This is a genomic window from Streptomyces sp. NPDC059906 (genome assembly GCF_042730645.1).
GTDB classification, from domain to species: Bacteria; Actinomycetota; Actinomycetes; order Streptomycetales; family Streptomycetaceae; genus Streptomyces; species Streptomyces rubrogriseus.
Genome location: NZ_JBHWKU010000045.1, coordinates 23,699 through 38,683, shown reverse-complemented (window position 1 = coordinate 38,683; position 14,985 = coordinate 23,699). Strand labels below are relative to the sequence as shown.

General features: G+C 72.1%; 9 protein-coding genes and 1 pseudogene. 2 read left to right on the top strand and 8 right to left on the bottom strand.

What is annotated here, in order from left to right; translation table 11 throughout:
- The first annotated feature begins 124 nt into the window (after positions 1–124).
- Positions 125–1,081 carry a bifunctional riboflavin kinase/FAD synthetase gene (locus ACFV9J_RS37495; RefSeq protein WP_385362234.1) on the top strand — a complete coding sequence of 319 codons (957 nt, stop codon included), beginning with the start codon at positions 125–127 and terminating at the stop codon, positions 1,079–1,081.
- A gap of 67 nt (positions 1,082–1,148) precedes the next feature.
- Here the strand turns inward: ACFV9J_RS37495 and ACFV9J_RS37490 are convergent, their stop codons facing one another.
- The 8 genes and pseudogenes from ACFV9J_RS37490 to eccE all read right to left on the bottom strand — a co-directional run bounded on the left by ACFV9J_RS37490 (position 1,149) and on the right by eccE (position 13,216).
- Positions 1,149–2,192: an ABC transporter ATP-binding protein gene (locus ACFV9J_RS37490; protein WP_385362267.1), complete on the bottom strand. Its 1,044-nt coding sequence runs from the start codon at positions 2,190–2,192 to the stop codon at positions 1,149–1,151.
- 428 nt (positions 2,193–2,620) lie between these two features.
- Positions 2,621–3,571 (bottom strand): annotated as a pseudogene (locus ACFV9J_RS37485) (ABC transporter ATP-binding protein); the annotation flags it as partial.
- Positions 3,568–4,524 (bottom strand): ABC transporter permease, encoded by a 957-nt coding sequence (locus ACFV9J_RS37480; protein WP_385362232.1) that lies wholly within the window; start codon positions 4,522–4,524, stop codon positions 3,568–3,570. The gene ACFV9J_RS37480 and the pseudogene ACFV9J_RS37485, both read right to left, overlap by 4 nt.
- Entirely contained in the window at positions 4,521–5,567 is a 1,047-nt protein-coding gene (locus tag ACFV9J_RS37475; RefSeq protein ID WP_385362229.1) for an ABC transporter permease, read from the bottom strand. The genes ACFV9J_RS37480 and ACFV9J_RS37475 overlap by 4 nt, the downstream gene beginning before the upstream one ends.
- The gene (locus ACFV9J_RS37470) at positions 5,560–7,425 is read right to left on the bottom strand and encodes an ABC transporter substrate-binding protein (protein WP_385362227.1); all 1,866 of its coding nucleotides are present in this window, start codon (positions 7,423–7,425) and stop codon (positions 5,560–5,562) included. The genes ACFV9J_RS37475 and ACFV9J_RS37470 overlap by 8 nt, the downstream gene beginning before the upstream one ends.
- 302 nt (positions 7,426–7,727) lie before the next feature.
- Positions 7,728–10,889, bottom strand: coding sequence for an SCO5717 family growth-regulating ATPase (locus ACFV9J_RS37465; protein WP_385362225.1), 3,162 nt, complete (start codon positions 10,887–10,889; stop codon positions 7,728–7,730).
- Between the two features lie 288 nt (positions 10,890–11,177).
- A complete protein-coding gene (locus ACFV9J_RS37460) occupies positions 11,178–11,888 on the bottom strand; it encodes a hypothetical protein (RefSeq protein WP_385362223.1) in 711 nt (236 codons plus the stop codon).
- Positions 11,888–13,216, bottom strand: a complete 1,329-nt coding sequence (gene eccE / locus ACFV9J_RS37455) for a type VII secretion protein EccE (RefSeq protein WP_385362221.1) — start codon at positions 13,214–13,216, stop codon at positions 11,888–11,890. Before eccE ends, ACFV9J_RS37460 begins: the two co-directional genes overlap by 1 nt.
- 216 nt (positions 13,217–13,432) lie before the next feature.
- On the opposite strand from eccE, the gene eccB reads away from it, so the two are divergent.
- Positions 13,433–14,959: a type VII secretion protein EccB gene (eccB, locus tag ACFV9J_RS37450; RefSeq protein WP_385362219.1), complete on the top strand. Its 1,527-nt coding sequence runs from the start codon at positions 13,433–13,435 to the stop codon at positions 14,957–14,959.
- The last annotated feature ends 26 nt before the right edge of the window (positions 14,960–14,985 follow it).

Sequence of the window (14,985 nt, the reverse complement as noted above, 5' to 3'; positions counted from 1 at the left end):
GGGTGCACCGGGTCACAGCACCGATGCCGATGCCGACCGGAGCCGGACGGCATGGCACCCTTAGACCTGCGTAAGGGTCACCACGGAACCATGGAAACCACGGAAGCACCGAGGAGCGGACACAGTGCAGCGCTGGCGTGGCTTGGAGGACATCCCCGAGGACTGGGGACGCAGCGTCGTCACCATCGGCTCCTACGACGGTGTCCACCGCGGACACCAGCTGATCATCAGGCACGCCGTGGACCGCGCCCGCGAGCTGGGCGTCCCCGCCGTCGTCGTCACCTTCGACCCGCACCCCAGCGAGGTCGTCCGCCCCGGCAGCCACCCGCCGCTCCTTGCCCCGCACCACCGCAGGGCCGAACTGATGGCGGACCTGGGCGTGGACGCCGTGCTGATCCTCCCCTTCACCAAGGAGTTCTCGAAGCTCTCCGCCGCCGACTTCGTGGTCAAGGCCCTGGTCGACCGGCTGCGCGCCAAGGCGGTCGTCGAGGGCCCCAACTTCCGCTTCGGCCACAAGGCCGCCGGGAACGTGGACTTCCTCACCGAGCAGGGGAAGGTCTACGACTTCGAGGTCGAGGTCGTCGACCTGTACGTCACCGGCGACGCGGGCGGCGGCGAGCCGTTCTCCTCCACCCTGACCCGCCGCCTGGTGGCCGAGGGCGACGTGGCGGGCGCCGCGGAGATCCTGGGCCGCCCGCACCGCGTCGAGGGCGTCGTCGTGCGGGGCGCCCAGCGGGGCCGCGAGATGGGCTTCCCGACGGCCAACGTCGAGACCCTTCCGCACACCGCGATCCCGGCCGACGGCGTCTACGCCGGCTGGCTGCACGCCCAGGGCGAGGCGATGCCGGCCGCGATCTCCGTCGGCACCAACCCGCAGTTCGAGGGCACCGAGCGCACGGTCGAGGCGTATGCCATCGACCGCGTGGACCTCGAGCTGTACGGCCTGCACGTCGCCGTGGACTTCGTGGCCTTCGTACGCGGACAGGCGAAGTTCGAGACGCTGGACGCGCTCCTCGAGCAGATGGCCGTGGACGTGGACAGGTGCCGGGAGATCACCGCGACGGACGCCCCCAGGCCCTGAGGGCGGCGTCCTCCCCTCCCCTCGTCGGCGTCGGCGTGCCGGCCGGTGTGCCCTTCGGCGTCAGGAGTCAGCCCGCCCGTTCGGCGGCGGGCCGCTCCGCGCGGGCCCAATGGCAGGCGACCTGGGACTCGTCGCCGCCGCGCAGGATCTCCAGCTCCCCGCCCCGGCAGGCGTCCGCGACGCCTGCCCGCCCGGCCTCGCCGCTCGCCAGCACCGGGCAGCGGACGTGGAAGCGGCAGCCGCCGGGGATGTACGACGGGTCCGGCGGCTCGCCGGTGAGCACGACCGGGGCTCCGGGCGCCTCCGGGAGCACGGACAGCAGGGCCTGGGTGTAAGGGTGGCGCGGGGCCGTCAGCACCTGCTCCACCGCCCCGGTCTCGACGATCCGGCCGAGGTACATCACCGCGACCCGGTCGGCGATGTTCCAGGCCAGACCGAGGTCGTGGGTCACCACCAGCGCGGACAGGCCCAGCTCGGTGCGCAGCCGCAGCAGCAGCGCGAGGATCTCGCCGCGCACCGACGCGTCGAGGGAGGCCACCGGCTCGTCGGCGACGAGGAGTTCCGGTTGCAGGACGAGTGCGCCCGCGATGACGACCCGCTGGCGCTGGCCGCCGGACAGCTCGTGCGGATAGCGCAGGAAGAACCGCTCCGGCGGCCGCAGCCCGGCCCGCGACAGCGCCTCGGCGACCGCCGTCCGCTCGTCCCCGGCGTGGCCGTGGATGCGCAGGCCCTCGGCGACGATGTCGTACACCGTGTGCCGCGGATTCAGCGAACCGCTCGGATCCTGGAGGACCAGCTGTGCCCGCCTGCGGTACGCCTTGAGCGCCCGGGCGGAGTACCCGAGAGGGGCGCCGTCGAAGGTGACGCGTCCCCCGGTGGGTCTGACCAGACCCAGCAGCGAACGGGCGAGGGTCGTCTTGCCGCAGCCCGACTCGCCGACCAGCGCGACGATCTCACCCCGCCGGATGTCGAGGTCCACCCCGTCCACGGCTCGCGCGGCGGCGGCCCCGCGCCGGCCCGGAAAGGTGACATGCAGCCCCCGGACGCTCAGCAACGGGGGTGCGGCGTCCGGTGCGGCACCGGGTGCGCCTTCGGATGCGCCGTCGGGCATGGTGCTGCTCATGGGGCACTGCTCCTCACTCCGTCGTCCTCCGCCGACGCGACCCCGCCCGCACCGCGTCCATCGCCACTCCCGCGGCCGTCGGCCGCCTCGCCGCCGCCGTCGGCGGCGCCCCCGGCGGGTTCCGCGCCCTCGCCGGTGTAGCGGTTTCCGGCAGGCTCGCCACGCGCGGCGGAGGAGCTGTCCGCGGCAGGCACACCGTGTGGGGCGGAGCTCCCGCACCCGACGGGCTCTGAGCCCTCTGCCGCCTTCCCGCCCTCTGTTCCCTCCCCGCTCCCGGCATCCTTTCCGGTCGCGCCGGTCGCGCCGGTCGCGCCGGTCGCCCGGCTGTCGTCGGCAGCGCTCCTCTCGGCAGACTGGCCGCCCCCGGTGGCCCCGTTCCCGGCAGTCGTCCCGTCGCCGTACGGCGGCACCGTGCCGTCCGAACCCACGTGGACGCATGCCGCCCGGCGTCGCGTGCCCGCGTCCCGCAGTGGCTGGTCCTGGGTGGCACAGAGGTCCAGCGCCACCGGGCAGCGCGGATGGAAGGCGCACCCGGACGGCACCGCCGCAGGGTCCGGCGGGTCGCCCGGCAGGCCGCGGGGCGCGAACCTCGACGCCGGGTCCCCGATCGTGGGGAACGCCTCCGACAGCGCCCGGCCGTAGGGATGCCGGGCGTCGTCGTAGACCTGCCGGGCCGGGCCCTCCTCGACCACCCGGCCCGCGTACATCACCGCGAGCCGGTCGCAGGTGTCGGCCAAGACGGCGAGGTCGTGGCTGATCATGATCAGGCCGACGTCCTGCTCGCCCACCAGCCCCTCGATCAGCCGCAGGATCTGCGCCTGGATCATCACGTCGAGCGCCGTGGTCGGTTCGTCGGCGACGATCAGCCGCGGGTCGCAGGCCAGCGCCATCGCGATCATCACCCGTTGCCGCTGGCCGCCGGACAGCTCGTGCGGGTAGGCACTCGCCCGCGCCGCCGGAAGACCGACCTGCTCCAGCAGCTCACCGGTCCGCCTGCGCGCCCCCGCCGGCGTGGCCCTGCGGTGCAGCAGGATCGGCTCGGCGATCTGGTCGCCGACGCGGTGCACGGCGTTCAGGGAATGCATCGCGCCCTGGAAGACGATCGACGCCCCCGCCCAGCGGACCGCCCGCACCCGCCCCCACTTCATCGTGAGCACGTCCTCGCCGTCCAGCAGGATCTCCCCGCCGACCCGCGTACCCGGCGGCAGCAGCCGCAGCAGCGCCAGGGCCAGCGTGGACTTGCCGCAGCCGGACTCGCCCGCGATGCCGAGCTTCTCACCGGCCGCCAGGGTCAGGTCGACCCCGCGCACGGCGGCCGCACCGCCGGGATACGTCACCTTCAGGTCCCGCACCTCGAGCAGACTCAACGGGACACCCCCAGCCTGGGATTGAGAACGGCCTCCACCGCACGTCCGCACAGCGTGAACGCCAGCGCCACCACCGCGATCCCGATGCCCGGCGGCACCAGGTACCACCAGTCGCCGGAACTCACCGACCCCGCCTCCCGCGCGTCCTGCAGCAGCCCGCCCCAGGACACGACCGCCGGGTCCCCGAGCCCGAGGAAGGCCAGGGTCGCCTCGGCCAGGATCGCGGAGGAGATGATCAGCGTCGTCTGCGCCAGGATCAGCGGCATCACGTTGGGCAGCACATGCCGGGACATGATGTGCCAGTGCCCGCCCCCGAGCGCCTTCGCCCGCTCGATGTACGGCCGTGACTCCACCGCCAGCGTCTGCGCCCGCACCAGGCGTGCCGTGGTGGGCCAGGTGGTCACGCCGATCGCGAGCACGATCGTGCCCAGCGAGCGGGACAGTACCGTCGCCAGCACGATCGCCAGCACCAGCGTCGGCATCACCAGGAACCAGTCCGTGATCCGCATCATCACCGTGGCGTACCAGCCGCGGAAGTGCCCGGCCGTGATCCCGATGAGCGCGCCGATCAGCACCGAAAGCACCGCCGCGAGCAGCCCGACCATGAGTGACACGCGCGAGCCCCAGATCAGCAGGCCCAGCAGGCTCCGCCCGAACTGGTCGGTGCCCAGCGGGAACCGGCCGCTCGGGCTCTCCAACGGCTGCCCGGGCGCGTCGGTCACGCTGTCCACGTCCGACCCGACGGTCAGCGGCGCGGTCAGGGCCACGAGCACGAACAGCACCAGCGTGGCCAGCCCGAACACCCCCGCACGGTGCTTGCGGTACTCCTTCCAGAAGCGGGCGACGGAGGCACGGCGCCGCCGCCGGGCGAGAGCGCGCGGACCGGGCCCGCCGGACTTCACCGGCGGCGACCCGGACGCGGATTCGGTGGTCTCGGTGGTCTCGGCGCTCATCGGCCCACCCTCGGATCGAGCATCGGATAGAGCAGGTCGGCCAGGGTGTTCATCAGGATCACCGCGGCGGCGAAGACGAAGAACAGGCCCTGCACCAACGGCAGATCGGGCACACTGAGCGCCTGGTAGAACAGCCCGCCGAGACCCGGCCAGGAGAAGACCGTCTCGACGAGGATGACCCCCGCCACGGTCCGCCCCAGGTTGACGAAGACCAGCGTCACCGTCGGCAGCAGCGCGTTGGGCACGGCGTGCCGGCGCCGTACGAGATCGTCCCTGAGCCCCTTGGCCCGCGCGGTCGTCAGGTAGTCGCTGCCCATCTCGTCCAGCAGCGCCGACCGGGTGACGAGCAGCGTCTGCCCGTACTCCACCGCGACCAGCGTCACCACCGGCAGTACGAGATGGTGTGCCACGTCGAGCACGTACGCGAAGCCCTCCTCGCGCCCCGACTCCATCCCCCCGGTCGGGAACAGCCCCGGGATCGGGTCCACCCCCACCGACAGCACGATGATGAGCAGCAGGCCCAGCCAGAACGACGGGATGGAGTACAGCGTCAGCGCCAGTCCGGTGTTGAGCCGGTCACCGAGCCCGCCGTGCCGCCACGCCGAGCGGGTGCCGAGGAAGGCGCCCAGCGCGGTGTAGAGCACGAAGGCCGTGCCGGTGAGCAGCAGCGTGTTCGGCAGCGCCTCGGTGATCTTGTCGACGACGGGCGCGTGGAACTGGTACGACGTGCCCAGGTCCCCGCTCAGCGCCTTGCCGCAGTAGTCCGTGAACTGCTCCCACAGCGGCAGGTCGAGCCCGAACTCCTCCTTGTACACGGCGAGCTGCTCGGCCGAGACCGGGCGGCCACCGGTCATGAACTTCACCGGATCGCCGGGGATCAGCCGGAAGAGGAAGAAGCTCGTGACGAGCACGGCGAACAGCGAGACGGCCGCGCCCGCCAGCTTCCCCGCCACGTACCGCGGGTACGCGCTGCGGGTGAGCCCCCGCGGCGCGGCGGCCGCGGGAGCCCGCTTCTCGACGGCGGAGCCGGTGGCGCTACTCACGGTCGTCGGCCGACGCCCGCCGGCGGACGGCGAACAGCACCCCGAGACCGACGAGGACGACGACACCCGCCGCGATCCCGATCACGGTCCCCGTCGACGACGAACCCCCGGAGGAGTCACCGGAGTCCGCGGGCACCGCCGACCACCAGCTCCAGTAGCCGTCCTGCCCGTAGATGTTGCCCGCGTCGGACGGCATCGTGGTGATCGACTTGATCTGGTCCGTGCGGTAGGCCTCCACCGCGTTCGGGTACGCCATGACGTTCATGTACCCCGTGTCGTACAGCCGGGACTGCATCTGCTTGACGATCTGAGCCCGCTTGCCGGCGTCGTACTCGCCCAACTGCCGCGCGTACAGCTCGTCGTACTTCTTGTCGCAGATGAAGTTGTCGGTGGCCCCGGTGTCCTTCGGCGTCGCCGGGAGCGCGTCGCAGGTGTGGATGGAGAGCACGAAGTCCGGGTCTGGGTTGACGGACCAGCCGTCGAAGGCGAGGTCGTACTTGCCGGCCAGCCACGGGTCGGTCACGTTGTCCAGGCAGTTGAGCGTGACCGAGATACCCAGCTCGCCCCACCACTCCTTGAGATACTTGCCGACAGCCTTGTCGTTCGGGTCGGTGGCGTGGCACAGGATGCGGTAGTCCAGCGGTTTGCCGTCCTTGCCGAGGCGCTTGCCGTCCCCGTTCGTCCGGTAGCCCGCCTCGTCGAGCAACTGGGCGGCCTTCGCGGGATCGTAGGCCAGCTCCTGCTCGCCCGACGGCTCGAAGAAGTACGAGGAGAAGCGCGGCGGGATGTAGCCCGCGCCCTCGACCGCGTGGCCCTGGAACACCTTGTCGACGATGGCCTTGCGGTCCACCGCCATGAACAGCGCGTGCCGCACCCGCTGGTCCAGCAGCGAGGGGTCGCCGTCACCGAACTTCGTCCCGTCCTTCGCCCGCGCGCCAGGATTGGTGGCCAGGGCGTAGAAGCGGCGCCCGGGGGCGTCGTTGACGCGGATGTTCTCCTCGCCCTTGAGCGAGTCGGCCTGGGCCGGGGTCAGCGACGGCGACCCGGCGACGAACGACACCTCGCCCTTGCGCAGGGCGGCGACGGCGGCGTCCTGGTCCTTGTAGTACCGGAAGACCAGCTCGTCGAACTTCGGCGCGCCGCGCCAGAAGTCCTTGTTGGCCTTGAGCCGCACATAGCTGTCCGGCTTGTAGTCGGTGAGCACGAACGGCCCGTTGCCGACTATGGGGAAGTCCTTGTCGTTGTTGAACTTCGAGAAGTCGTCGACCTTCTCCCAGATGTGCTTGGGCACGATCGGCACGTCCAGCGCGGTCATCGTGGCCTGCGGCTTCTTCAGCCGGATCACCAGCTGGGTCGGGCTGGGCGCGGTGACCTTCGCGAAGTTCCCGACGAAGCTGCCGTTGGCGGTGGCGGCGCCCGGGTCCGTCATCATCGTGTTGAACGTCCACGCCGCGTCCTCGGCGGTGGCCTGCTCGCCGTCCGACCACTTGGAGTCGGACCGGATCGTGTACGTCCAGGTCAGCTTGTCCGGCGAGGACTTCCACTCGGTGGCGAACCCCGGTATGACGTGGTTGTCCTTGGCGTCGTAGTTGGTCAGGTACTCGTACGTCAGCCGGTGGATGCTCGTACTGAGCAGCCGTACCGCAAGGAAGGGACTGAGCGAGTCGACGCTCTGCGCCACGGCGACGGTGAGCACCTTGTCGCCCCCGTCGCCCCCGTCGCCGTCCTCCGCCGAGACCGAGGGGGCGACCGCCCCCGACGCGAGGAGCAGCGCGCCGGCGCCTGCTGCCGCGAGGAGACGGGTCCGCCACGGCCGGTGGGCGGTACGTCCGCTGCCGTGCTGATCGTGTCTGTTCATGACTACCTGACCTCGCGTCATCGCACGCGCAGACGCCGGGCGTCCTCGCGTGAGGCGGGCTTGAACGGTGGTGAACGCGGAATGAAGTGTGTGTCTACCAGCGGCAGTCTGCGCGCGTCAACGGTATGTCAAACCCCATGTGGCCTGCGGAAACGAGGAGTTGACCGTTACGTGACCCTCATTGGCGCAGACCACTGGCGCTTGCCTGGTGAGAGCGTGACGGCAGGGGCGGACGTTGCCGTTCGCACACGCCCGAAGGCCCGCGCCGTCGAGGACGGGGCGGGCCTTCGGAGGTGCTGGGGCTACTGCTGGGGCGGGGGCGGAGGGGGCGTCTGCCCCTGCTGCGGCTGTTGCGGCGGCTGCCCCGGTTGTCCCGGCTGTCCCGGTTGTCCCGGCTGCGGATATCCGTAACCGGGCGGGGCGTAGGGCTGGTTGTAACCGGGCTGGGGGTACGGCTGTTGTTGTTGCCCGGGCCCGGGCCCGGGCTGCGGCGGGTACGGCTGGCCCGGAGCCGGCTGGCCCGGCTGAGGCGGCATCGGCTGTCCCTGCTGCGGCGGCATCTGCTGGCCGGGCATGGGCTGCCCCGGCACCTGCTGGCCTGGCATCTGCTGGCCCGGCATGGGCGGGGCGGCGACCGGCGGCGGATTGCCGTCGGCCGTCCACAGACCGTGGGACTGCTGGTGGCGGACGAAGTCCTCGGCGACCATCGCCGAGAGGTTGAAGTACGCCTCCCGCACCTTCGGCCGCATCATGTCGAGGTCGACCTCGGCACCGGCGGACAGGTGCTCGTCGAACGGGACCACGACGACACCCCGGCAGCGGGTCTGGAAGTGCCCCACGATGTCGTCGACCTTGATCATCTTGCCGGTCTCGCGGACCCCGGAGATGACCGTGATCGACCGTGAGACGAGGTCGGCGTACCCGTGTGCCGACAGCCAGTCCAGCGTCGTACTGGCGCTGCTCGCACCGTCCACGGACGGCGTCGAGATGATGATGAGCTGGTCGGCGAGGTCGAGCACGCCGCGCATGGCGCTGTAGAGGAGACCGGTGCCCGAGTCGGTGAGGATGATCGGGTACTGCTGACCGAGCACGTCGATCGCGCGCCGGTAGTCCTCGTCGTTGAAGGTCGTGGACACGGCCGGGTCGACGTCGTTGGCGATGATCTCCAGACCGGACGAGGCCTGCGAGGTGAACCGCCTGATGTCCATGTACGAGTTGAGATACGGGATCGCCTGCACGAGGTCCCGGATGGTGGCCCCGGTCTCCCGGCGCACCCGTCGGCCGAGCGTACCGGCGTCCGGGTTGGCGTCGATCGCGAGGATCTTGTCCTGCCGCTCGGTGGCGAGCGTGGAGCCGAGCGCGGTGGTGGTGGTCGTCTTGCCGACGCCGCCCTTGAGGCTGATGACGGCGATGCGGTAGCAGGACAGCACCGGGGTGCGGATCAGGTCCAGCTTCCGCTGCCGCTCGGCCTCCTCCTTCTTGCCGCCCAGCTTGAACCGCGAACCACCGGCCGCCGGACGGCTGCTCTTCGCCTTCTGCCGCTTGTTGTTCACCAGCCGGTCGGACGACAGCTCCACGGCCGCCGTGTAACCGAGCGGCGCCGCCCCCGGGTTGGTGGCCTGCCGCTGGTCGTGCTGCATCGGCTGCGGCCAGGCGGCCCCGAGACGGGGATCGGCGGGCTGCTGGTACGGCTGGGGTTGGGGTGCCTGCGGCTGGTATTCCGGCTGCTGCGCAGGGGGCGCCTGGGGCGTGTGGGGCGCTGCCTGCGGGGCGTTGGGGGGCTGGCCGGGCTGCACCGGCTGACCCGGCTGCACCGGCTGGGCGGGCGGAGCCTGACCGCCGCCCTGAGCCTGCGGTGGTGCCTGCTGCTGCGGCACACCGGGATACGGCTGCTGCGGCGACGGCCCGTGCGGCGCCTGCGGGAAGCCGTATCCGCCGGGCGGCTGGGCGGGGGAGTGGGGCTGGGGCTGTGGCTGGGGGGCCTGCGCACCGGGCTGCGGGAAGCCGTAACCGGGCTGAGGCGCGGGCGGCGCGTCCCACCCGGCGGGCGCCGGCTGCGGAGCCTGCGGCTGGAAGGGAGGCTGCGGCGCCGCTACACCCGGCTGCTCGGGAGGGGCGGGCGCGGTCTGGGGCTGTGTCTGGGGCTGGGGCTGTGCGGGCCACTGGTGGGCCGCCGCCGGCGCGACCGGCGGGTACGACGGAGGCAGCGGCGGCATCCCCTCGGGCGCGGGGGGCGTCGCGTCCTGCGGAACGGCGTCCACGGGCTCGTCCTTCGCCGGGACGCTGTCCTCGGGCTCGTCGGCGGGCTGCTCCGCGGACTCGGACTCGGCGGCGTCCGCCAGGACGACCCGGTCCGGCTCCGGCTCAGGCTCGGCGTCGGGGGCCGACCCACCGAGGCGGGGGTCGGCCAGGCCGCCGTACCCGCCACCGGACACCGCGCCGGGAGCCTCCTCGGAGACCGACTCGACGTCGGACTCCGTGTCGACCTCGGTTTCGGCGTCGACGTCAGTTCCGGCGTCGACGTCAGTTCCGGCGTCGGTATCGGTATCGGTATCGGCGGCAGTGAAGCCCGTGCTCACGAAGGGCTCGTCCGGCGTGTCACGGACCTCGTCGGTACCGGCCGCCGGGCCCTCCCCGGCGGTGTCCTCCGCGGCGGCCCGCTGGGCGATCTCACGCTTGAGGGCGACCGAGGAGAAGCGCATGGTCGCGCCGCTTTCCAGGTCGCCGTTGTCGAGGTCGCCGGTGTCGGGCTCGCGGTCGGGTTCAGGTTCGGGCTCGGCCGCTGCCTCGGGCGCCTCGGCGGGCGGCGGCGGAGCGGGAGCCTGGAGCTGGAACCCGCCGGCCGGGAACGTCGGCAGGGCAGCGGGAGACGCGGGCTCCGCGGCAGGCGCCGGGTCGGCCACGGCCTCCGGCTCGGGCTCCGGCGGCACGGACTGCTGCGAAGGCGAAGGCGACGGCTGCGGCTCGAACCCGCTCCCCACCGGCAGCTTGGGCACCCCGGCCGGCCCCCCGCTCGGCGGCGCGGGCGGAGTGAACGGCGCACCCGGCCCCGGCGGCGGAGGCGGCGTGAACGCGGCCCCCGGGGCCGGCGCCGGAGGCGGAGGCGTGAAGGGCGCGCCCGGGGCGGGAGCCGGCACGGAGGAAGGCCCATGGGGCGTCGCGTGCGGCGGCGGAGTCAGCCCCGGCAACGGCGGAACAGGACCACGAGGCGCGGGCGGAGCCGCCGGAGCGGAGGCCGGGGGAGCGGTAGCCGGGGGAGACCCGGCCGAACCGGCGGGCGGATCGGCCCCCTCACCCTCGCCCTCCCCTTGCCCGCCGTCGCCGGACGCGTTCTGCGTGTACCAGGCGGGCGGCGCGTAGTCGATGGTGAACTCACCGGTCGTCTCGACGGAGGACTCCGCGTCGGGCTGGTCATCGCCGGGTGTAGCCCAGCCCCCGCGGATCCCGTCCCGATCGCTGCTCACAGTTCCTCCTGGTGTGGTCGAGCACCCTCATGCCGTGCTGGGGCGACCCTTGCCTGTCATTCGAAATTGTCCGAGGTCGTCCGATCCACCGGTTCTCCCCCTGAGACGCCGACGCCCGCTCACGGGTTCTGGTGTCGCGCCCGACACCAGCCTAATCACGAGTGACCCACCCCCGTCAGGCCCCCGTACCTCTGCCCACCTCGGTGCCCAACGTCACAACTGACCCAAAAAACATGTGTTCTCGCGTCATATGGGACGTAATCGGGTGATCCGGCCTACGGGGTTGAGTCAGTCCATCCGACGGGGCGTACCCAGGAGTCCGGTCTCCACATCGGTCGGCTGTGTCATCACGTACTGCCGGTCCCGTTCCGTACACCACAGGGTGACCCCGTCGGCGAGGGTCGGGAGTGCCTCGTACTCGGAGCGCGGCAGGCCGGTCACCCGGCCGATCTCCACCGCCTCGTCCGGTGAGACGCGTTGCACGCCGACCAGGCGCGCCTGACGCATCAACCGTGGCGCGAGCGGACTCAGGTAGGGCAGCAGCGTCAGCACCGACTGCCAGGGCGCGGAAACCACCCGGCCGCGAGGCGGACGCATGCCGCAGTCCCGGATGACCAGGACGGGTGCCGTCGCCGAGGCTCCCTGCGGAGGTACCCGGCCCACCTCGTGCACGGTCATGCCGGACTGACCGCCACCGACTGCCTGCACCATCTGTGCCCAGTGAGCCGGGCGACCGGTCTCCACGGCCACCCGGGCGCCGGTCGCCGCAACGCGCAGCGCCAGGACCTGCGTGGTCCACAGTCCGCCGATCAGCAGGATGTCGAAGGGCGTCGGGCGGTTCACCCCGAGCACCGCGGGCTGTCCCTCGCCGTTGACACCCACCACGACACCGTCGTCCCCGACGGGCAGGCCGAGCGTGTCGGCCTGGGCCATGGAGAGCGTGTGCCGCGGATGGCGGGGCCCCAGGAGACCGAAGCCGGTGGACGGCGTAAAGGCCATCAGCGGGCACCTCCGAGGGGCAGGGTGGCGAGCACGCCGGGCAGTTGTTCGCGGTCCAGACGCACGAGACCGGTCCGCGCCCGGCGTGCGACGTTCTCCAGGCCCCGGCGTGCGTCGGCCAGTTCCGTGCTGCTGCGGCCGGTGACCCGCACGTGCCCGGTGATCGCCACGTCGTGACGACCGCTCGGCGCCAGGGTGAGGCTGAACGTGGTCGCCAGCGCCGGAACGGCCGTCAGCTGGGCCACCAACTGGGGCAACCCGACACCCTGACCACCCAACTGGGGCCAACGGCGCACCCAGTACGTGGTGTGCCGCCGGTTGTCGCAACGCCAGCTGCGGCTGGACTCCTCGGTCCGTCGCCGGGGTGCGTCACCCTGCCCCGACTGGACGGTCACCATCGGGTTGGCGCACATGGAGGTGGCGAGGGCGGACGACAGCTCCTCCTCGGTCAGCAGGTTCACCCGGAAGCCGGCACCCGTCAGCCGGCTCGACAGGTGCTCGGCCGACCGCACCAAGCACTTCTGCGCCCCCGACAGCCCGCCGCCGCGCGCGGCCACCGCGTCGGGACACAGTTCGGGATCGAGCTTCAACGCGATCCACATGATGCGGACGGCAGGGGCAGCGACCTCGGACTGCAACTGGGCGTAGTTGGCCACCACGACCGACTGGCGCGGCAGGTGGGGCGCGGGCGCGGTCTGCGTGTGCAACACGATCTGCCCCGACGCCAGACGAATGCCGTCCACGTCGAGCGCGTCCCGGACCAGGGCCAGCGGGACCGGTCTGCGGCCGCGCTCGGCGCGCAGCGCCCCCGCGTCGGCCTCCACCTGAAGCACGGCGGTGAGGAATCCCCCGTCACCCGCCATGCCCACCGGCCGGCGGTCGTGCTCGTCCCGGTGGGTGAAGCTGTATGTGCGCAGGCTCGGTTCGCACTCCACCGCCGGGGCCAGACCTGCGTCGATGCCCTGCGCCACCGCGACCTGCGATGCCGCGCGCCGGCGCGCACGCAGCGCGAGGTGACTGGCCAGCCACTCCGGCAGCGAGCGCCGGCGTCGACGTACCACCGCCAGAAGCACCAGCATCACGGCGACGGCGACCGACGGCACCATCGCCACCGGCCCTGTGAGCCAGCCGCACACCGCCAGGGCAGCGGCCAACTCCAGCAGGACCAGCCGCTGCAGGGTGGAGGAACCACCGCGTGCCGGACGCGCCCGCAGCTGCGGGGTGACCGAGGCCCGGGCAGCCGACGCCGCGCGTCCGGCATCCGGCGGCGCGTCGGAACGACGGGGCGCCGACTGCGTGCGTGACCGGGTCCGCGACGCGGAAGCCATCACTCCAAATCCCCCGAACTCTCACCGAAGATATTGTGCTCAGCACACGACAGGCTCCGGAAGCCTACCCGTGCCCCAAGCGCCGTCCGGCAACAGGCATAGTAGGGGCCGGGCCTGACAGCCGAGTTCCGGAGGCGACCGGAGCGGGGAAGGGAGCAGTGGCGACACTGTCCCGCCGTTCCGCCACGCCCTCGCACGGGGAGAGAACGAAGACACATGGCATCACGGCGCGATGAACTGAACGCCTACACCTTCGCGAAGCGCCGCACACTCGCGTCTTTCCTGCAGCCGTCCCCCTCCGGTTCGGAGGAAGGCGCTCCCAGGCCGCTGCGCGCGATCGTCCCCGGTGCGGTCGTCGGCATCGTCGTGCTCGCCGTGTTCGGAGCGGTCGGACTGTTCAGCCCGACCGCGCCGAAGGGCTGGGACGAGGCCGGCGGGCACGTGATCGTGGCCAGCGACTCCACGACGCGCTACGTCGTCCTGAAAACGGACGGGAAGAAGCAGCTCCACCCGGTCCTCAACATGGCCTCCGCCAAGCTCCTCCTCGACCCCGACAAGGACAGCGTCATCACGGTCGACGAGGGCGTCCTCGACAGCGGCAAGCCACCGCACGGCACCACCATCGGCATTCCCTACGCCCCCGACCGCCTGCCCGGCCCCGACGACGCCGAGCAGGCCAAGCGCTGGGCGGTCTGCGAACGCCCCGGACCGGGCGGCCGGGCCCTCCAGAAGGCGGCGTTCGTCTTCGCGGAGAAGGACTGGTCCAGGACGGAGGGCAAGAACAAGCTCTCCGGTGGCGACCTGATGTACGTCGTCGGACCGGACGGCACGTCCCAGTACGTCGTCGACTCGCGCGGCTTCGCCTACCCCCTGGCCGACCCGGCCGACAAGGAACTCCTCAAAGCCCTGGACACACAGGGCCGGGCTCCACAGCGCGTCTCCCAGGAGTGGCTGGACACGCTCCACAAGGGCGACCCGATCGCGATCCCGGAGATCAAGGGCACGCCGGGCGCGGCCGCCGGCGCCTCCGACATGCTCGGGCAGTACGACAAGGTGGGCATGGTCATCAAGGCGTACGACGGGCGGCGCATGCAGTACTACGTCGTGCAGAGCGGCGCCGTGGCCCGCGTCTCGGAGTTCACGGCCACCCTGCTCCTCAACAGCGGCACCCTCGTCGAGGTCGGACAGGCCGGCGAGGCCCAGCAGGTCAGCCCCGGCGCGGTGGTCGACAGCGTCGAGTTCGAGGGCAGCCGGACCTGGCCGTCGTACCGCCCGAAGACGGTCAACGACGGCACCTCCGCCGACTCCGGCCGCAACACCGTCTGCAACGTCCTGCGCTCGGTGAACGCCAAGAACGGCGACACCACCCTGTCCACCTGGGCGAGCACCGACTTCCCCGCCGAGCTGCCCACCGGCTCCTCCAGCGCGTACGTGACCCCGGGCTCCGGGCAGCTCTACCGCCAGTTCCAGGGCAGCGAGACCAAGGCGGGCGGGGTCTTCCTGGTCACCGACACCGGACTGCGCTACGCCCTGCAGTCCAACAGCGACAGCGCCACCGACGACAAGGGCATCGGCACGTCCGACAAGAAACGTGAGCAGGAACTGAGCGAGTCCCGCATCGCCCAGACGAGGCTCGGCTACGAGAACGTGGAACCCTCACCCGTTCCGGCGAAGTGGTCGACGTTCCTGCCCACCGGCCCACGCCTGTCCGAGGCAGCCGCACGCCAGCCGCAGGGCTCGTGACGCCCATGGCCGCCCGGAAGACCGAA

Bases quoted from the DNA above. Each gene is read 5' to 3' on its own strand.
- ACFV9J_RS37470 (WP_385362227.1), bottom strand. From the start codon at position 7,425: ATGAACAGACACGATCAGCACGGCAGCGGACGTACCGCCCACCGGCCG.
- ACFV9J_RS37490 (WP_385362267.1), bottom strand. From the start codon at position 2,192: ATGCCCGACGGCGCATCCGAAGGCGCACCCGGTGCCGCACCGGACGCC.
- ACFV9J_RS37480 (WP_385362232.1), bottom strand. From the start codon at position 4,524: ATGAGCGCCGAGACCACCGAGACCACCGAATCCGCGTCCGGGTCGCCG.
- ACFV9J_RS37460 (WP_385362223.1), bottom strand. From the start codon at position 11,888: ATGGCCTTTACGCCGTCCACCGGCTTCGGTCTCCTGGGGCCCCGCCAT.
- eccE (WP_385362221.1), bottom strand. From the start codon at position 13,216: ATGGCTTCCGCGTCGCGGACCCGGTCACGCACGCAGTCGGCGCCCCGT.
- eccB (WP_385362219.1), top strand. From the start codon at position 13,433: ATGGCATCACGGCGCGATGAACTGAACGCCTACACCTTCGCGAAGCGC.